Raw genomic sequence first — 17888 nt, 5'->3', positions numbered from 1 at the left:
ATTATTTATTCTACTTAATTCTGTTTTTCTAGAATCCAAAGATTATAAAAAACAAAATATACTGCAGAATCTACGGTGAAAAATTACAAGCTATTACTGATTGTCGCTCTTTAGCTTTCAAATCAGACTCTGGAAAACTTCCTATTTTTCACGAACAACATAACCCATACCGCGAACAGTTTGAATATATGATTCTCTTCCAGGAATGTCAACTTTTCCACGAAGGTAACGAATGTATACATCGACAACATTTGTCTCAACTGAATCATCATATTTCCAAACATTTGCAAGTAAATCTTCACGTGTCATCACACGATTAGCATTGCTTACTAAAGTATTCAGCAAATCAAATTCACGTTTTGTTAAAGAGATCTCTTCCCCTTCACGGATAACTGAACGGTTTTGCATATTAATTTTCAAGTCTTGGTAATCACCTTTGGCACTTGAATCTTTCTTAGATGTTTCCAGGTCTTGACGACGGAAAATCGCACGAACACGCGCTAAAAGCTCTTCAATAGCAAATGGTTTGATAATGTAGTCATCTGCACCACGATCGAGGCCAGCTACAATATCCATGACTGAATCACGTCCAGTCATCATCATAACATAAGTCGTTTTTTCTGCATGCAAACGACGTGTGATTTCAAAACCATCCATTTCTGGAAGTAACAAATCAAGAAGTACTAAGTCAAAATCTTTATCAAGAGCTTCTTCCAGGCCTTCTTTACCATTTGACATGATTGTAACCTGATAGCCTTCATGTTGTAACTCAAGTGACACAAAACGCGCCAAATTCTTTTCATCTTCAATTACTAGAATTTTTTTGCTCATCTCGCCAACCTTCTTATTTTTTTATCATTTTTTGGCATTCACTACCAAAATAGACTATCAACTTCACTTGTTTTAAATACATATTATCACTTTATTCTTAATTAATTATAAAAATATCCACAAGTTATTTTGATGATAGGCAATCTTATTTCCTGAATGCACTAATTCTTTTGCACTAGGTAAACAATAGTACTAAAAAAGTATATCAGAAAACCCAAATTTATGATAGAGTTTTTAAGTTTTGTAATCAATTTGTTATTTAACACATTTTTATCATTGTTAACGATTTCAATAAAAAACTTGTAGAATCAAGTTTTCATTAAGTTTAAAGAAAACTTTCATTTGCTTTGTTACAGTTTTGTTACAACTGTCATAGAATATTTATCTTTTTAGTTTTTAAAAATAAAAAGCCGGAAAACGAATTTCCAGCCCTTTAATCTCTAAATAAGTCTAAAATTTTTATCAAATTACCTCAAAGCAAGACAATACGATGAATCTCATGTCTCCAAAAACTGTAAAATGAGATATTGCTCTCATTCTTCATCAAAAAGACCAGTTAATGAAGCAAAAGGATTGTTTTCTTCTTTTTTCTCTTGTTGAAGTGCTTGGTACTGACTCTCTGTCAATACAGACCAGTTATTTCCAGAAGGTAGCTCATCTGATTCCAACTCCTCCTTAGTTAAAACACTCAAAGGAATGGCAAGAAGAATGTTATCCAAGACACTTTCTGATAAAGAAATCTCTCCTCCTTCAACAATGAGAACTAGGTCCTCTTCAACAAGTTCTTTTTTACTGGCAACATCAGCTTCTTCAATAAAGACTTCTGATACCAACTGTTTTTCAGCCCATTCAACTGGCAGCATAGAACGACTTGAAGGCATAGTAATATTATAAGTTAGCTCATAATTAAGTAGGTATAAACCATTATCATATGAGATACTCCCTTGTACACGAACGTTTCTTAAGTCCAAAATTTCTGGATTACGCTCCTTAATAGCTTGATCCAACTCTAGCGTTCGATCAAAAGTAATTCCTTCAGGACGTTTTTTTAATTCTGTTAATACAAACATAAAAATCTCTTTTCTCTCACTTATTTGGCTTTATTATAGCAGTTTTTTTTCTATTAGAAAAGGCAAAGCATCATTAGTAAATACTGTCTATTTGCGACTTGCTAGCTTTATGGTAAAATAGAGTTGCATTATAAGGAGACTGTATGACACCTACTGAATTTTATCAAAAACTAGCTGAACTTGGTTTCGAGCTCAGCCATTTTCAAAAAGAACAATTTGAACGCTACTTCCAACTTCTAGTTGAATGGAATGAAAAAATCAACCTAACGGCCATTACTGAGAAAAATGAGGTTTACCTCAAGCATTTTTACGATTCTCTGGCACCAGTTTTGCAAGGACATATCAAGAACGAGGCTGTGCGACTCTTAGATATTGGAGCTGGAGCTGGTTTTCCTAGTCTGCCAATGAAGATTCTTTGCCCCGAAATTGATGTAACAATCATTGATTCCCTCAATAAGCGTATTAATTTCCTCAACCTCTTGGCTGATGAATTAGAGTTGGAGGGTGTTCATTTTTACCATGGCAGAGCTGAAGATTTTGGTCAAGATAAGACTTTCCGCGCCAGCTTTGACCTTGTAACGGCTCGTGCGGTGGCCAGGATGCAGGTCCTTTCTGAATTGACCATTCCTTTCTTGAAGGTTGGCGGGCGCTTGATTGCCCTCAAGGCAGCTGCAGCTGATGAGGAACTGGCTGACGCTAAAAATGCGCTTGCTCTGCTATTTGCCAAAGTAAGCCTCAATGAAAACTATAGCCTCCCAAATGGTGACGGCCGCAATCTAACAATCGTCGAAAAGAAAAAAGAAACCCCAAATAAGTACCCTCGTAAGGCCGGGATGCCAAATAAAAAGCCACTTTAGATATAAAAATTGGAGAGACGAGTTCGTCTCTTCATTTTTTTGAAGCAAAAAACTCCTAGAATCAATCTAAGAGTCAAGATTATTAATATTTGAAAATAAGGAAACGTACCAGCCAAAGTATTGAGATATGAAGGGGGTAGAAAGCGTAGAATCCCCATTTTACCCAGGCAGGGCAGTAGCCGCGCTGACCATTGTAGTTTTCGAGGAGAGGAATTACTCCAAGGATTCCAAGGGAAGAAAATACTTGAGCCAAACTAGATGCATCCCAATTTTCTGGTATCGATAGTAAGATCATGGCAATACAGAAACTAACAATTATTTTTCTAATCTGCTCTGGTTTTCCATGATTTTTATAGAAAGCAAAGATTAGCGGTATACCAAATACATTCCAGTCCGATAAAATGGTGACAAAGATAAAAGCTATCAGGATAATGGCCTGCAAAATAGGTTGAGATACCTTTTCACAAATCATCATCATAAAAATGCCAAACATGAGAGTAAACATTATATTGTTTACAGGATTAAAGAAGGGCCAGTAAAATTCAAAAAGAAAGAAGAAGGGAATCATGCTCAACAGACCAAATAAAAAGAGGCGGCCAGCGTATTTCCAGCGATTTCGGCTATAAAAGAAACCTTCAACCAAAAGATAAGCCATAATTGGAAAGGTTAATAGACCGATAACCAGATAAATAAATTCCCAGAAAGGGGGATTCCATTCAAATTCAAAGGTATGTCCAATATGATTGATAAGCATAGCAATGATAGCAATAAGTTTTAAGTGAAAGGCATTTATTTTTTTCATTTGCTGCTCCTTGATACTAGCTTTTAATTGTTTATTTTACCACTCCAAATAATCATGTCAAGACTAGCCTTTTTCTATCTTTTCTGCTATGATATAGACATTTATAAGCGCCTCCATTCAGAGGGCTAAGTCTGGGACATGTTCCCCTCAACTTACAAACTAAGACTCTTTATTGGAAAGGATTGTAAAGTTGTTTTCATCATATAAATCATTATCAGTCACTCAAAGGCTGAGCTTTAGTTTTCTTATTGTCATTTTAATAGGGACTTTCTTACTATCCTTACCTATCACTCATTATGCTCATGCGCCTGAAACACATTTGCTGGACCACCTTTTCAATGTTGTCTCCATGGTCTGTGTGACAGGTTTATCTGTGGTTCCAGTTGCTGATGTTTATAATGGGCTTGGTCAAGTTATTATCATGTGCCTCATGCAAATTGGTGGACTTGGTTTGGTGACACTCATTGCCATTAGTATGTTTGCACTCAGAAAGAGAATTGATATTTCTGAACAGACCCTGCTACAATCTGCCTTGAGTCGACCAGATAGCGGGAACTTACGACACTACTTATTTCATGTTTATAAATTCACCTTTATTATTGAAATAATAGCTGCGCTGGTTTTGATGTTTGATTTTATCCCTCGCTTCGGATGGGGACACGGAATCTTTAACAGCATATTCCTAGCTATCTCAGCTTTTTGTAATGCTGGTTTTGATAATCTTGGTTCTGAAAGTTTAAAAGGATTTGTCCTCAATCCTCTGGTCAATTTGGTTATTATAGGCTTGATTATCAGCGGTGGGCTGGGCTTTGCTGTTTGGATTGACTTGGCTCATACAGTCAAACGCTATTTCAGCCAAAAGCCTCGCCATTTCAGCTCTGCTATTCGCCCACTAAGCAATCAAACAAGATTAGTACTATATACAAGTGGCTTCATACTTCTTTCAGGAACGATTTTGACATGGCTGACAGAGATTGGAAACACAAAAACGATTGGAGATTTAAACCCTCTTCAACAATTAATGGTCTCATTATTTCAGACTGTAACCATGAGAACTGCGGGCTTTGCGTCTATCTCTTATCTGGATACAAGACCCGCCACCAATATCCTCTATATGCTTCAGATGCTTGTCGGTGGGGCTCCTGGAGGAACAGCAGGTGGTATCAAGGTAACAACTGCTGCCATTACATACTTGCTCTTTAAGTCTGAGTTAGCAGGGCAATCAGAAGTAACCTTCCGTAATCGTATCATTTCTAGCAAAACTATCCAACAAACTTTAACGGTTCTTATTTTTTATTTCACTATTCTTTTTACTGGTTATATTCTGCTTCTCCAAGTGGAACCTGGTCTTGACCCCATGTCACTGATTTTTGAGTCCATTTCAGCTATCGCTACCGTCGGTGTTTCAATGGATTTAACCCCTCAGTTATCAACTGCAGGTCGTATTATTATCATTGTCATGATGTTCGTTGGACGTGTTGGGCCTATAACAGTTCTTCTTAGCCTTCTCCAACGAAAAAGAAAAGATATTCACTATGCTCCAACTGATATCAGTGTGGGCTAGTGTTCTTGAAACTATATCAAAGGAATCATATTTCCTCATAGAAGGCTCCCTATCACCCGTTTTTATTTACTAAAAGAGGTATAAAATGACTAAAAAAATTATTGGTGTTCTTGGTCTGGGAATTTTCGGTCGTACTGTCGCCGATGAACTCAGCCATTTCGGTCAGGATGTTATCGCTTTAGATAACAAGCCAAGCCATGTTCAAGAAGTTGCAGATTTTGTAGCTAAGGCTGCAGTTGGCGATATTACTGATAGCGACTTTCTTAAAGCAGTTGGTGTCGATCAATGTGATACGGTCGTTATTGCTACTGGTAATAACCTAGAATCTTCTGTTTTAGCTGTTATGCATTGTAAGAAACTTGGGGTCCCAACTATCATTGCCAAGGCTAAAAATGCAACCTATGAAGAAGTTCTCTACGGCATTGGGGCCACTAAAGTTATCACACCAGAACGTGATTCTGGTAAAGCTGTCGCTTCTAATCTGCTCCGCCATCATATTGAAAACATCATCCATCTGGAAGATGACATTGCCATGATTGATTTCTCTATTCCGGATTCATGGGTTGGTAAAACCCTTGCTCAGTTAGATGTCCGTAAAAAGTACGACATCAATGTCCTTGGACTCCGTGTCGGCAACTCAGCTAAATTAAATACCCATATTAACCCTAACCTAGCCTTAGAACCTGATACTGACCTTGTAGCTATCACAAGCAGTGACACCTTCGAAAAATTTGATTATTTAGGTTATTTACGTTAATGCCAAGCAACTATTGAATACGAAAAAAGCATTGGAATTCCAAGGCTTTTTTACTTTCTATAAATAGCTAATAATCTTCGAAAATCAAAATGAAACGTCGTTAAACCTTCCTGCCTACCACTATGACTGCGGCGGCTTGCTTAGTCTCATTTTGAATTTCTTTGAGTATAAAAAAGTTCTTTCTACTGTTTAATTTTCAAACGTTCACGAATTTTTGGTCCTTCTACTTGAATCAAAATAACTAGGATTAAGATGACACCTTTGATGGCATTATTAATCAGTGAATCCATTTTCAAAGATACAATAATCTTATCTACTACAGTGTAGGACATGGCTCCAAATAGGACGCCTAGAATTTTACCTCGTCCGCCGCTCATGGCAATGCCTCCAAGAACAACGGAAGCTATGGCATACATCTCATAACTGTTCCCCGTTGTTGCAGGGTCAGCGCTACCATTCATGGCAATCCATAAAAATGCCCCAAGCCCTGTTAAAAGACCAGCAATTGTAAAGACTGAGACTTTTATCAAAGGAACATTAATCCCACTCATAATTGCCGCTTTTGAATTAGATCCTATAGCATATACTTTCTTGCCATATTTAGTGTTGCTGGCAATAAAAACAAAAAGTAGGGTCACTAAGATAAGAATAAGCCCAACAATAGGTATCGTTCCTAGTTTACCATTACCAAAACCAAACAGACTTCGATAAGCTTCAGTAGTAGCATCCATTTTATAAACACTGCTTCCACCACCAATTAATGCCTTATCGACATGCTGGTTAATGTACTGGGCAAAGGAACGATAGATTAACATGGTCGCTAGGGTGACAATAAAGGCTGGCATTTCAATAGTACCGACAAAAAAACCATTAATAAAGCCACAAAGGGCTCCAAAAACCAAAGCAACTAGTAGTGTCAATATAATGCTATTTGTCGCATTAAAAGTCATAACAGAGACACCAGCTGTAAGCGCTAAGGATGACCCGACTGACAAATCTATCTCGCCAGTTAGACAAATGAGTCCCATACCTAGGGCTACAATTCCAATAACTGCGCTATGACGGAAAATATTCATAGTACCACTCCAAGTTAAACCTGAACTGGTAACCATGTAGATTAAGAAAATAATTAGTAGGACAAAGATAAAATTATATTCAGTCCAAATTCTTCCCAATTTTTTCATTTTACTTACCCCACTTCATTTCTTTCTTCTTTAATACCCACACTAGCTAGCATAACTTTATGTTCATTGATTTCATCATGACTCAATTCTTTAATAATTTGACCATCATAAAAAACTAAGCAACGATCTGCAACTTTCATGATTTCAGGAATTTCAAGACTATTAATAAGGATGGTGCGTCCAGATTTAGCTAAATCTAGAATGAGTTGATAAATTTCAGCCTTTGCACCAACATCAATACCTTGGGTCGGATTATCAAATAATAGGATTTGGGAATCAGTATTCAACCATCTTGCAATGAATACCTTCTGTTGATTTCCACCCGATAAGGATGTGATGAGATCATTGCTGCTATGTGCTTTTAGATTCAATAGTGACTTGTATTTATCATACTTCTCTGTGTCTTTCCTCTTTTCAACTGGAAAATGTAAGCTGGACAAAGTCTGCTCTGAGACAGTCATATTATCCATAATAGACAAATCTGGAAGGACACTATTTTCTTTTCGGTTATTAGGCAACATAGCAATTCCTGCCTTCATAGCCTTATGAATGGAATTTTTAGGCACTTTCTGCCCAAAGGCGACTAGATCCCCAGAAAAAACGTTTGATGAACCAAAAATAGCCTGCAAAAGTTCACTGCTGCCACTTCCTTGAAGACCTGTGAGGCCAATAATCTCACCACGCTTAGCAGCAAAATTAATATCATTGAAACCTTGACCAGTTAGATGGCTTATACGAAGAACTTCTTCACCTAATTCACGTTGATGATAAACCTCCTCAGATTGGTAAGACTGACCAACCATCAGACTTGTTACATCTTGGGGACTTGTTTCAGAAATAAGACCTGAAGCGATAAACTCCCCATTTCTAAAGACCGTGTAGCAGTCAGCTATGGTGAAAATTTCTGGCATTTTATGCGAAATGAAAATAAATGATTTCCCATCCTCCTTTAAACGATTGATAATGCTAAAAAGATGTTCTACTTCCTTATTATTTAAAGATGTTGTGGGTTCGTCTAAAATGAGAAGTTTGGCATTCAATAACAAGGCCTTACAGATTTCAAGCAGCTGCTTTTGACTTGTTTTTAAGTCTGCCACTAAAGCGTCTGGGTCAATATCAACCCCTAGACTTTCAAATAGTTCTAGACTTTCCTGACGCATTTTCTTTTTGTTAAGCCTGCCAAATGACTTGGTATATTCACGATTTAAAAATAGATTTTCAAAAACCTTTAGATCATTAAAAAGATTGAGTTCTTGGTGGACAAAGGCAAGGCCTAGTTCCTCAGATTGTTTGATGCTAATGTTTTCCAATTCCTTACCTTCAAAAACAATCTTTCCAGCATCTCTTGTGAGTACACCCGTTAAAATATTCATCAGAGTAGATTTACCAGCCCCATTTTCACCTAGCAAAGCATGAACTTGACCTTTTTCAACAGTTAAATCCACTCCCTTTAAAACAGGAATACCATTAAATGCTTTTTGAATCTTTCTCATTTCTAGCAAAGCCATTGCCTTCTCCCCCAAATACTATCTCATACTCTTTTAAAATCAAACTGATAGATGTCTCTTTCGACTTATCATACTCTAGTATACCTAGGTCTCACTTCTCGGTTTGATTTTAATTTGAGTTTTATTTCTGAGTCAAGAGGACCTGCATCATTCTTGATACAAGCCCTCTTGGTCATTTATTAATCGAATGCTTGATAATTATCTACATTTTCACTTGTGACATTTTCACAGGCGATAACGTGATCTTGTTCAACTTCTTCACCTGCTAAATGGTCTTCCATATCTTGAATAGCTGTTTGAATCATCGATGGACTGTAAGTTACACTTACTAGACCTCCAAGTTGTGAAGCAAGGTCTGTATATGAATTGCCACGAAGCACCTCATAGAATTCATTCAAGCCACCACAACCTGAAATAACTGGTTTGTTAGCAAGAAAGGCTTTTTTAGTAGCATCATCGATACCACCACCTTGAAGAGCTTCAAGAATACCCATACTTAATTCGTCATCTTGAGCATAGAACCATTTAATGTCAGCATTTGAACTGTCACCCATAAGTGATTCGAATGATGATTTTGTATCACTGCGGCTCCAGTTCATAGCACCAGAATAAGTTACTGCTTTAAGGTCTTTTTCTGACCATTTCAAGTCTTCTGAAATAGTTTCACCATTAAATTCGGCATTTCCAGTTAAATAATCAACAAAACCTTGGTTACGAAGTGATGTTACAGATGAGGTATCTCCCTCATAAACATAGACAGCCTCACCAGGTGTCAACCCTTTTTCAACAAAGTATGCAGCAGCTGCTACCCCTATACCTGTATTATCTCCTTTTACATTGGATACTGCTGTGCTTTCCAAACCTGAGATAATACGGTCAAAGGCAACATAAGGAATGCCTGCATCTACAATTGATTGAACTGCAGATTGAACAGTGTCATCCAAAGGTTGGATCACAATGGCAATATTTTCTTCACCTTTTGAAACGATATCTTCAATTGTTGTAATTTGTTCAGAAGCATCAGATGAGGTAATTAATTCAGCTGTATATTTACCTTCCTCATTAATTGCTTCAACTTTTTCTTTGGCGAAAGTTGCCACACTTCCTGTCCAACCATGATCTTCAGAAGCAGTTAAAACATAAAGATGAGTCTTACCATCACTCCCCTTACTTGATGATGACGAACCACAGGCTGTCAGTGTTAGGATAAGAAGCGCTGCTACTATAACACCCCATAATTTCTTCATATTTTTCATTGTTTCTCCTTTCAGGTTAGTCATTTTGACTTTTAAATAGACTACCTTTTTTCCTTATTAATTTTAAGTTAATTATAGCAAAGCTAAAAATAGGTTTCTTCCTAATACTTAAACTTCTATTAATCCTTTTTTATTTGTTTATTTGGAAATAGTCTTTGTATTTATGACTTAAGCAAAAAAGTATGATACTTTTTTGTTCAAGTCATTCCTTTGCAATATTATCTGTAAGTCTGAAAGTTTAATCCATATTTATAGTCATTTGAAGAGCTTTGATACATGGTCACTTTCGTCTTGCCGTCCTCTCAGCTGAGAGAAAGACATTTCCCTAAGACCCACCTCAAACAGTCACTTCCCTGACTGTTTGAGCGATCCTGGTCTGGAAGCTCTTCATTCGACTATATCAAATCTCCTTAACAAACAAAAAGTTCCATATGACTTCTGGCGAGACGACTCACTCTTAGTCATATGGAACAAATATAATTCTTAAAATGAACAGAGTTTAACTAAATTATTTAACCTTACCTGTCCAGGATTCGAAGCCTTCTTCAAGGACATTAATATCTGTAAAACCTTCTTTTTTAAGTAAAAGAACTGCATTTGGAAGGCTTGTGCTACGGCTGCTGTCATAAATGAAGAGGGGCTTATCTTTGCGAATAGCAGTCAAACTTTGTTTTAATTGACTAGCTGGAAGATTGCGTGCTCCAAGAATATGTTTCTGACGATAGGCAGCTTGTTCACGAATATCAATCAGTTGACCTCCGTGATACATTTTTTCAAAATCTGCATTGTTCAAATAATTTGCAGCTTTGCGAACTCTAAAATAGCGCAAGCCTGACCAAGCTAAGAAAACAAGAACAATAGCCAGTGTCAAAATCAAAGTATACATAGATTCTCCCTATTCTGCGAATTGGCTAGCAAGACTAGCTGCACCAATGATACCTGCATCGTTACCAAGCTCTGCAATTTTTACCTTTGTTGATTGACGAACTTGAGGGAAAGTATATTTAAGGAAGTATTTTTCCACACGACTGCGCAAGAACTCCCCAGCTGCGGAAACACCGCCACCAATGACAATAGAATCTGGATTGAGGATATTTGAAATATTTGCTGTAGCAAGACCTAGATAGTAACTTACTTTTTCAACAATAGAATCTGCAAATTTATCACCACTAGCTGCTGCTTCAAAAATATCTTTACTGCTTACAGCTTCGCCATTGTCAATAGCCGCCTTAATTGATGAATCACCTTCATAGCTTTCAGCTAACTTACGAGCTACACGCACAACACCTGTTGCAGAAGCTACTGTTTCCAAGCAACCATCATTACCACAAGTACAAGCAAATCCATCTTCAGGTTCAACGATGATGTGACCAATTTCACCACCGGCACCTGCAACGCCATGGATAAGGTTTCCGTCAGCAATAACACCGCCACCAACACCTGTTCCAAGAGTCACAAAGACAACGTCAGGATTATTTGCACCAGCTCCAACCCAACGTTCACCAAGGGCAGCCACGTTAGCATCATTATCAATAGCAAATGGAATACCGAGTTCAGCTTCAATGACTGAACCCACTTCTTCTGTATGTGCCCAATTAAGGTTAAAGGCACCAGTGACATTTTTCTTATCGCGATCAACAGCTCCAGGAGAACCCATACCGATACCGACAAAATCATCTTTAGTAAGTCCATAAAGTTCAAGACGGTGTTTGAGTGAAGCTACAATATCAGGAACAATGTGTTTACCATCTTCAAGAATATTTGTTTCAATTGCCCATTTTTCCTGAACTTCACCATCAAGAGTCAGAATACCAAATTTAATGCTTGTTCCACCAAGATCGATACCAATAAGTTTTTTAGTCATGTTTGCTTTCCTTTTCTAATTCTATTCTGTGCTCACGACGCAAAATTAATTCAGCCAATATATAATCATCCTTATCAATCAAGCCATTGTCATAGAGACGCTCTAGCTCAATTTTCATGACCTCAATATCGTAAAGACGTTTTCCGATATAGATAATAATACCAAATCGCTTAAGCAGTTGCTGCACATCATATAGTGTTTTCATATAGAGATTTTAGCAAAAAAAGCAAAAATATGCAACCGTTTTCCGAGTTTTCATGATAGCTTTTTCAATTCAAGTTATAGTCTTGGCTAAAAATTTGATAATCTGCCTCAATTCCTTTATCTGAAAGAACAACACCATGCAGAGCTCCCCCATAAGCAGCACCGCCATCTATGTTTAACTTATTTTTTCGGGACCAAATCTGAGTCTGACTGGCATTTCTTCGGAGATAGGTAACTGGCGTATGACCAAATACAACTCTTTTTTCCAAGGATTCGTCGCTGTCATAAAAATCTTCGCGCAGCCATATACAATCATGACGGGAAGTTTGGCGCCAATCTTCTAAGTCCAAATTAAGACCGGCATGGACACAGATACAAAACTCATTTTCATAGTAAAGGGGAAGCTGGCGCAAAAATGAAATCAATTCTGGGTAATCTTGTTTTAGTTGCTCAGCTATTTTCGACGGACTCATGCGCTCCAAAATACCCGGTCCAAAAAAACTCTCCAAGGTTGACTTTGCACCATTTCCTAAATAATGAGACATGCGATTTTCAGGATCACTTAGCCAAGAGATTAACATGTCTTCGTGGTTACCGGTAACACAAACTGCCTGACCTGACTGAACCAAATCAAAAACCTTGAGAAAACAGGATTTAGAATCCGGTCCACGGTCTCCCAAATCACCTAAGAAAACTAATTTTTCCTCATCTGGTTGCCAATGTTTCAGTAATTTTTCCAACATCTGGTACTCACCATGAACATCACCGACTATAAATAGTTTTTCTGGCATCTTATAACCTCCTTTGCTCTATCTAAATCTATTATACTACTATGTCCAAGTCACTTCTTAAAAAAATTTAGGCTAATCTCAACTTTTAAGTCTAGAATTCGAATAGATAGATATGACAATCTTTTTATTTTTTATGCTTGGAGCATCTTTTGGCTCCTTTATCGGCTTACTTGTGGATAGATTCCCAGAAAAATCAATCATTTATCCACAAAGTCATTGCGATTCCTGTGGACAATGTTTACAAGTCCGAGATTTGATTCCAATTTTTTCCCAACTTATCAACAGGTCTGCCTGTCGCTTTTGTGGAGTCTCTATCCCAAAATCCTATGCAATCATAGAAATCGCCTTAGGACTTACCTTCATCCTTTATGGACTTGATTACCTGAACCTAGCCCAGTTACTGGCCCTCATGCTCAGCCTTACCCTCAGCCTCTATGATATCAAAGACCAATCTTTCCCAGTCATCATTTGGATCCTGGCTACAGCCCTTCTCCTTACTCTCTCCGGCATCAAGACCCTAGCCCTTATCCTTTTTCTTTTAGGAATCATAGCAGAGCTCTTTGACATCGGTATCGGAAGCGGTGACTTTTTCTATCTGTCTAGTCTTGCATTGATTGTGAACTGGCAGAGCCTGCTCTGGGTAATCCAGCTAGCTAGCTTATTTGGGATTCTAGCCTGCATTTTCCACAAGAATAAACGTATTCCCTTTGTCCCCTATCTGTCACTAGCCTATCTAGTTGTCCAGGCAGTCCAAATTATGACTGACCTGCAAATATTCCCTTAATAAACACTAGATGCATTTAACGCTATTGACCCTCAAAAAATCCGCTAGGCCACCCTAACGGATTCGTTTTATTTTTGGTAAGATGAAGCAAATCTAACAAAATCAGTCACTTCATCTTCTTTGCCTTCATAGAGGGCTTTAACTATTTTTGAACCTACAATGACGCCGTCTGAGACTGCGTTAAAACGTTCAATATCTTCCTGACTTGAGACGCCAAAACCTGTTAGAACTGGTATATCAGCAACTTGAGTCAATCTTGCTAAATGTCCATCTAAATCATCCCGGTAGTTACCTGCCTTACCAGTAACACCGTTGACGGCAACGGCGTAGACAAATCCTTGAGCATCCTTAATTAGTTTCTTCTGACGATCAAGACCTGTTGTCAAACTCACCAAAGGAACAAGGGCCACATCAGTGTCAATCAGATAAGGTTGGATAAAATCTTGGTGTTCATAAGGCAGGTCTGGAATAATCAGACCCTTGACTGATGTGTCAGCCAAATCTTGAACAAATTTTTCAATGCCATATTGATAAAGTGGATTGAAGTAGGTCATGATGACCAAGGGAACCTGACTTTGTTGATATTTTAAGGTATCAATGATGTCTGTCAGAGTGACTCCACGCGCTAAGCTGCGCTGCCCTGCCAGTTCTATAACTGGTCCATCAGCTACAGGATCTGAAAAAGGAATCCCCACTTCAATGGCAGAAGCTCCGCTATTTTCCAAAAGATTAATGGTCTCAAAGAGCCCATCCAAGCCTTGAGGATGATCCCCAGCCATAATGTAGGGCACGAAAATGCCCTTTCCACTTGCCTTGATAGCCTCCAAATGTCTGCTTAATGTCTTAGTCATCGCTTACTTCCTTTCTGCTTCAAAACGCTCTTTAACCTGTATAACATCCTTATCACCACGCCCTGAGAGGCAAACAATCAAGCTTTGCTCAGGACTCATGTCCTTAGCAACCTTCTGGGCTAGGGCAATGGCATGGCTGGACTCAAGGGCCGGAATAATCCCTTCAAGACGAGAGAGCAGTTTGAATCCTTCAAGGGCTTCCTCATCTGTAATAGAATCATAAGTCGCACGACCAATCTCATTAAAATAGCAATGCTCAGGTCCAACGCCAGGATAATCCAAACCTGCTGAAATAGAGAAAGCTTCCATAATCTGACCATGAGCGTCCTGTAGAACATTCATAAGAGAACCATGAAGCACTCCTGGACGTCCCTTAGCAAAGGTTGCCGCATGCTTATCGGTATCCAAACCAAGTCCAGATGCTTCAGCTCCATACATGGCAACCGATTCATCATTAACGAATGGATGGAACATACCGATAGCATTTGAGCCGCCGCCAATACAAGCCATAACCGCATCTGGCAGGTCTTTTCCTGTCAATTCCGTAAATTGGCGCTTGGCCTCCTTACCAATAACTGATTGAAAATCACGAACCATCTCTGGGAAAGGTGCTGGTCCAAGAGCAGAACCCATGATGTAGTGGGTATCTTCAATACCAGCCACCCAAGCTCTAAGAGCTGCATTAACAGCGTCCTTCAGAACACGAGAACCATCTGTCACAGAGTGCACCTTGGCCCCCAGCAACTCCATACGGAAAACGTTGAGGGATTGACGCTTAACATCTTCTTCTCCCATATAGATAGTACAGTCCATATCAAAGAGGGCTGCAGCTGTTGCTGTGGCAACACCATGTTGTCCCGCTCCTGTCTCAGCAATAATTTTCTTTTTACCCATACGCTTAGCCAGAAGAACTTGACCTAGGGCATTGTTGATTTTGTGGGCACCTGTGTGGTTGAGGTCCTCACGTTTGAGGTAAATTTGCGCTCCACCGATATGCTTACTGAGACGTTTAGCATGGTAGAGTGAAGTCTCACGCCCCACATAGTATTTGAGTAATTCATCTAATTCTGCTTGAAAACTAGGGTCTTCCTTAGCCTCACGGTAGGCCTGATCCAACTCAATCACCGCCGTCATCAGCGTTTCTGGAACAAACTGCCCCCCAAATTTTCCGTAAAATCCTTTTGCATCTGGTTGATTATATGTCATGCTTTCACTCTTTCTATAAATTGTCTGATTTTAGTCAGGTCCTTGACCCCGTCCGTCTCCACACCCGAAGACACGTCTAGAGCATAGGGCTGAAAAAGGGCTTGCGCTTCTCTCACATTTTCCACTGTCAAGCCGCCTGCGATGAAGAAAGGCTTCTTGATTTCCTTGTCCGCCAATAAGTGCCAGTCAAATGTCTGGCCACTCCCTGCCATGGGAGCATCAAAGAGCAGAAAATTGGCTGGGCTGTTTATGACAGCCACTTCCTGGCTCACTTGAAAAGCTCTGATCGTTGGAACAGATACTTGCTCCAAAAGGCTCTCATCAAAGTCGCCATGTATCTGAACTAAATCAAGTGGGACTGAGGCGATGGCCTGATTCAATTCTTGCAAACTTGGACTGACAAAGACACCAACTTTTTTGACTGATTTTGGAATTCCTTCAGCTAAGTCATGAGCTTGCTTCAAAGTGACCTGTCGTTTGCTGGGAGCAAAGACAAAGCCTATGTAATCAGCTCCGCTATTAACCGCCACAGCCACAGCCTCTGGAGTCTTTAGTCCGCAAATTTTAACCTTTGTCAATTCTTAACTCCTTTAGCTTGTCTGAAACATTGTCGGCCTGCATGAGGGCAGTTCCCACCAAGATAGCATTGAAAAACGGAGCTAATAGCTGGGCATCTTCCTTGGTCAAGATGGCCGATTCTGAGACATAGACAGGCTCTTCTTTAAAGTGGGTCGATAAGGTCAAGCTGGTATTGATGTCCGTCTCAAAGGTGACAAGATTTCGGTTATTGACACCGATAATCTGTGCTCCCAGACGGTGAGCCACTTCTAATTCAGCCAGATTGTGGGTTTCAACGAGGACTTCTAGGCCCAATCCGGTCGCAAAATCATAAAGCTCCTTAAGTCGTGACTCAGAAAGGGCAGCTACAATGAGAAGAATAACTGTGGCTCCTGCATTACGGCTAGCAACAATTTGTTTTTCATCAATAATGAAATCTTTAGCTAGAGTAGGGATAGTGACCTGACCAGAAATCTCAGCTAGATAATCAATGTGTCCCTTAAAGAAGACCTGGTCGGTCAGAACAGAAATCATGGCTGCTCCTGCTTCTTGATAGAGTTTAGCTTGAGCCACTATATCGACATCCAGATTGATATCACCTAAGCTAGGACTGGCCTTTTTGACTTCAGCAATGATTTGCAATTTTTCTTGGTGACTCTTGAGAAAGTCATAGAGTCTATAAGTTTGACGCAGGGGCTTGAGGTCTTCCATGTCAAGCTTTGCAATTTCTTTTTTCTTTTCTGCTAAAATTTTTGGGAGAAAGGTTTGGCTCATACTTGGACCTCCTGAAGTTGGTGGAGTTTGGCTAGGGCTGAACCATCTGCTAGAATCTGGCGAGCTAGGTCCACTCCCTCCTTAATTGAATCTGATTTGCCATTAGCATAAAAACCAAGACCAGCATTAAGAACAGCTGTTTCAAGGTAAGGGCTAGGCTGATTTTTGAGAACGCTCAAGAGAATCTCAGCATTTTCCTCAGCATCTCCACCCACGATATCCTTGAGTTCAACCTTAGGCATTCCCAGATCCTCATAAGTAAAGCTGTGCTGGCTAATCTTTCCATCTTCTAAGAGTGTATAGGTATTAGTCCCGTAAAGGGCTGCTTCATCCATATGATCTGGACCTGTGATAACTAGCCCACGCTTGCGGCCAAGTTCTTTCATAGCCTGGGCTGCTACTCCCTGCAAGTCTTCACGGTAAATCCCCATAAGCTGAGTTTCCAAATCAACAGGGTTAGCCAAGGGCCCCACTAAATTCATAACAGTTGGAACTCCCAAGGCTTGACGAGCTGGACCAATGAAGCGCATGGCGGGGTGCATGGTCTGAGCAAAGACAAAGGCCAAACCAACCTCATCCAAGGCTTTTGCCAGCACATCTGGTGAGGCAGCTACATTGATTCCAAGAGCCTCAAGGACATCGGCAGAGCCAGACTTGGATGATACCGAGCGATTACCAGCCTTGGCCATGCGAATGCCTCCTGCCGCTAAAATAAAACAAGATGTCGTTGACACATTGAAACTATAAGATTGGTCACCGCCAGTACCACAATTACACATGGCATCTGTAAAGTCTTGAGGTAGCTGGGTCGCATGTTTTTTCAAGGCTCTAACAATTCCTGTTATCTCAGATGCTGTTTCTCCTTTAACATTCAGTCCCATAAGAAAGGCTGCAATCTGACTTTCACTGAAGTTATTGTTAAGGATTTCTTCAAAGACAGCCTGAATTTCTTCTTCAGTTAAGGCTTGGTGTTTACTAATTTGGTTTAAAATAGCTTTCATAATCATCCTCCATCTAAAGGCTTGAC

At 39.4% G+C, this 17888-nt stretch carries 19 protein-coding genes; 4 read left to right on the top strand and 15 right to left on the bottom strand.

Translation table 11 applies throughout. The annotated features are described in order from the left end of the window. Window positions 1-141 precede the first annotated feature (141 nt). On the bottom strand, window positions 142-831 hold the full coding sequence (locus F601_RS0108195) for a response regulator transcription factor (RefSeq protein WP_018165194.1): 690 nt from the start codon (window positions 829-831) through the stop codon (window positions 142-144). Window positions 832-1364: 533 nt separating this feature from the next. Beyond that, on the bottom strand, window positions 1365-1901 hold the full coding sequence (locus F601_RS0108190; protein ID WP_018165193.1) for a YceD family protein: 537 nt from the start codon (window positions 1899-1901) through the stop codon (window positions 1365-1367). Between the two features lie 143 nt (window positions 1902-2044). Here F601_RS0108190 and rsmG point away from each other — a divergent pair, with 143 nt between their 5' ends. Beyond that, entirely contained in the window at window positions 2045-2758 is a 714-nt protein-coding gene (gene rsmG / locus F601_RS0108185; protein WP_018165192.1) for a 16S rRNA (guanine(527)-N(7))-methyltransferase RsmG, read from the top strand. Window positions 2759-2840: 82 nt separating this feature from the next. On the opposite strand, the gene F601_RS0108180 is transcribed toward rsmG, so the two are convergent. Then, the gene (locus F601_RS0108180) at window positions 2841-3560 is read right to left on the bottom strand and encodes a TraX family protein (protein WP_018165191.1); all 720 of its coding nucleotides are present in this window, start codon (window positions 3558-3560) and stop codon (window positions 2841-2843) included. 190 nt (window positions 3561-3750) lie between these two features. Here F601_RS0108180 and ktrB point away from each other — a divergent pair, with 190 nt between their 5' ends. Continuing rightward, window positions 3751-5124: a potassium uptake transporter channel subunit KtrB gene (ktrB, locus tag F601_RS0108175; protein WP_018165190.1), complete on the top strand. Its 1374-nt coding sequence runs from the start codon at window positions 3751-3753 to the stop codon at window positions 5122-5124. Window positions 5125-5209: 85 nt separating this feature from the next. Beyond that, a complete protein-coding gene (ktrA, locus tag F601_RS0108170; RefSeq protein WP_018165189.1) occupies window positions 5210-5881 on the top strand; it encodes a potassium uptake transporter gating subunit KtrA in 672 nt (223 codons plus the stop codon). 182 nt (window positions 5882-6063) lie between these two features. Here the strand turns inward: ktrA and F601_RS0108165 are convergent, their stop codons facing one another. The 7 genes from F601_RS0108165 to F601_RS0108135 form a co-directional block, all read right to left on the bottom strand. Continuing rightward, window positions 6064-7065: an ABC transporter permease gene (locus F601_RS0108165; RefSeq protein WP_018165188.1), complete on the bottom strand. Its 1002-nt coding sequence runs from the start codon at window positions 7063-7065 to the stop codon at window positions 6064-6066. 5 nt (window positions 7066-7070) lie between these two features. Continuing rightward, entirely contained in the window at window positions 7071-8573 is a 1503-nt protein-coding gene (locus F601_RS0108160) for a sugar ABC transporter ATP-binding protein (protein ID WP_018165187.1), read from the bottom strand. A 179-nt stretch (window positions 8574-8752) separates the two neighbouring features. Further along, a complete protein-coding gene (locus F601_RS0108155) occupies window positions 8753-9829 on the bottom strand; it encodes a substrate-binding domain-containing protein (RefSeq protein ID WP_018165186.1) in 1077 nt (358 codons plus the stop codon). Between the two features lie 508 nt (window positions 9830-10337). Then, the gene (locus F601_RS0108150) at window positions 10338-10715 is read right to left on the bottom strand and encodes a rhodanese-like domain-containing protein (protein ID WP_018165185.1); all 378 of its coding nucleotides are present in this window, start codon (window positions 10713-10715) and stop codon (window positions 10338-10340) included. A 9-nt stretch (window positions 10716-10724) separates the two neighbouring features. Beyond that, a complete protein-coding gene (locus tag F601_RS0108145; RefSeq protein ID WP_018165184.1) occupies window positions 10725-11693 on the bottom strand; it encodes an ROK family glucokinase in 969 nt (322 codons plus the stop codon). Beyond that, window positions 11686-11898: a YqgQ family protein gene (locus tag F601_RS0108140; RefSeq protein WP_018165183.1), complete on the bottom strand. Its 213-nt coding sequence runs from the start codon at window positions 11896-11898 to the stop codon at window positions 11686-11688. The genes F601_RS0108145 and F601_RS0108140 overlap by 8 nt, the downstream gene beginning before the upstream one ends. Window positions 11899-11962: 64 nt before the next feature. Next, the gene (locus tag F601_RS0108135; protein WP_018165182.1) at window positions 11963-12688 is read right to left on the bottom strand and encodes a metallophosphoesterase; all 726 of its coding nucleotides are present in this window, start codon (window positions 12686-12688) and stop codon (window positions 11963-11965) included. Window positions 12689-12800: 112 nt separating this feature from the next. Here F601_RS0108135 and F601_RS0108130 point away from each other — a divergent pair, with 112 nt between their 5' ends. Continuing rightward, window positions 12801-13472: a prepilin peptidase gene (locus F601_RS0108130; protein ID WP_018165181.1), complete on the top strand. Its 672-nt coding sequence runs from the start codon at window positions 12801-12803 to the stop codon at window positions 13470-13472. 68 nt (window positions 13473-13540) lie between these two features. On the opposite strand, the gene trpA is transcribed toward F601_RS0108130, so the two are convergent. The 5 genes from trpA to trpD are packed head-to-tail and all read right to left on the bottom strand — an operon-like array spanning window position 13541 to window position 17862. Then, entirely contained in the window at window positions 13541-14323 is a 783-nt protein-coding gene (gene trpA / locus F601_RS0108125; protein WP_018165180.1) for a tryptophan synthase subunit alpha, read from the bottom strand. A gap of 3 nt (window positions 14324-14326) precedes the next feature. Further along, window positions 14327-15529: a tryptophan synthase subunit beta gene (trpB, locus tag F601_RS0108120; protein WP_018165179.1), complete on the bottom strand. Its 1203-nt coding sequence runs from the start codon at window positions 15527-15529 to the stop codon at window positions 14327-14329. Beyond that, window positions 15526-16107 (bottom strand): phosphoribosylanthranilate isomerase, encoded by a 582-nt coding sequence (locus F601_RS0108115; RefSeq protein ID WP_018165178.1) that lies wholly within the window; start codon window positions 16105-16107, stop codon window positions 15526-15528. Before F601_RS0108115 ends, trpB begins: the two co-directional genes overlap by 4 nt. Next, window positions 16094-16861, bottom strand: a complete 768-nt coding sequence (gene trpC / locus F601_RS0108110) for an indole-3-glycerol phosphate synthase TrpC (protein ID WP_018165177.1) — start codon at window positions 16859-16861, stop codon at window positions 16094-16096. Before trpC ends, F601_RS0108115 begins: the two co-directional genes overlap by 14 nt. Continuing rightward, window positions 16858-17862 carry an anthranilate phosphoribosyltransferase gene (gene trpD / locus F601_RS0108105; protein ID WP_018165176.1) on the bottom strand — a complete coding sequence of 335 codons (1005 nt, stop codon included), beginning with the start codon at window positions 17860-17862 and terminating at the stop codon, window positions 16858-16860. The genes trpC and trpD overlap by 4 nt, the downstream gene beginning before the upstream one ends. Window positions 17863-17888: the final 26 nt, after the last annotated feature.

This window comes from Streptococcus henryi DSM 19005, from assembly GCF_000376985.1.
Taxonomy (GTDB): Bacteria; Bacillota; Bacilli; order Lactobacillales; family Streptococcaceae; genus Streptococcus; species Streptococcus henryi.
This window is presented reverse-complemented; position numbering and strand designations above follow the sequence as displayed.

Coding starts and splice junctions, on each gene's coding strand:
- F601_RS0108195 (WP_018165194.1), bottom strand. CDS start 831: ATGAGCAAAAAAATTCTAGTAATTGAAGATGAAAAGAATTTGGCGCGT.
- F601_RS0108190 (WP_018165193.1), bottom strand. CDS start 1,901: ATGTTTGTATTAACAGAATTAAAAAAACGTCCTGAAGGAATTACTTTT.
- rsmG (WP_018165192.1), top strand. CDS start 2,045: ATGACACCTACTGAATTTTATCAAAAACTAGCTGAACTTGGTTTCGAG.
- F601_RS0108180 (WP_018165191.1), bottom strand. CDS start 3,560: ATGAAAAAAATAAATGCCTTTCACTTAAAACTTATTGCTATCATTGCT.
- ktrA (WP_018165189.1), top strand. CDS start 5,210: ATGACTAAAAAAATTATTGGTGTTCTTGGTCTGGGAATTTTCGGTCGT.
- F601_RS0108165 (WP_018165188.1), bottom strand. CDS start 7,065: ATGAAAAAATTGGGAAGAATTTGGACTGAATATAATTTTATCTTTGTC.
- F601_RS0108160 (WP_018165187.1), bottom strand. CDS start 8,573: ATGGCTTTGCTAGAAATGAGAAAGATTCAAAAAGCATTTAATGGTATT.
- F601_RS0108155 (WP_018165186.1), bottom strand. CDS start 9,829: ATGAAAAATATGAAGAAATTATGGGGTGTTATAGTAGCAGCGCTTCTT.
- F601_RS0108150 (WP_018165185.1), bottom strand. CDS start 10,715: ATGTATACTTTGATTTTGACACTGGCTATTGTTCTTGTTTTCTTAGCT.
- F601_RS0108145 (WP_018165184.1), bottom strand. CDS start 11,693: ATGACTAAAAAACTTATTGGTATCGATCTTGGTGGAACAAGCATTAAA.
- F601_RS0108140 (WP_018165183.1), bottom strand. CDS start 11,898: ATGAAAACACTATATGATGTGCAGCAACTGCTTAAGCGATTTGGTATT.
- F601_RS0108135 (WP_018165182.1), bottom strand. CDS start 12,688: ATGCCAGAAAAACTATTTATAGTCGGTGATGTTCATGGTGAGTACCAG.
- F601_RS0108130 (WP_018165181.1), top strand. CDS start 12,801: ATGACAATCTTTTTATTTTTTATGCTTGGAGCATCTTTTGGCTCCTTT.
- trpA (WP_018165180.1), bottom strand. CDS start 14,323: ATGACTAAGACATTAAGCAGACATTTGGAGGCTATCAAGGCAAGTGGA.
- trpB (WP_018165179.1), bottom strand. CDS start 15,529: ATGACATATAATCAACCAGATGCAAAAGGATTTTACGGAAAATTTGGG.
- trpC (WP_018165177.1), bottom strand. CDS start 16,861: ATGAGCCAAACCTTTCTCCCAAAAATTTTAGCAGAAAAGAAAAAAGAA.
- trpD (WP_018165176.1), bottom strand. CDS start 17,862: ATGAAAGCTATTTTAAACCAAATTAGTAAACACCAAGCCTTAACTGAA.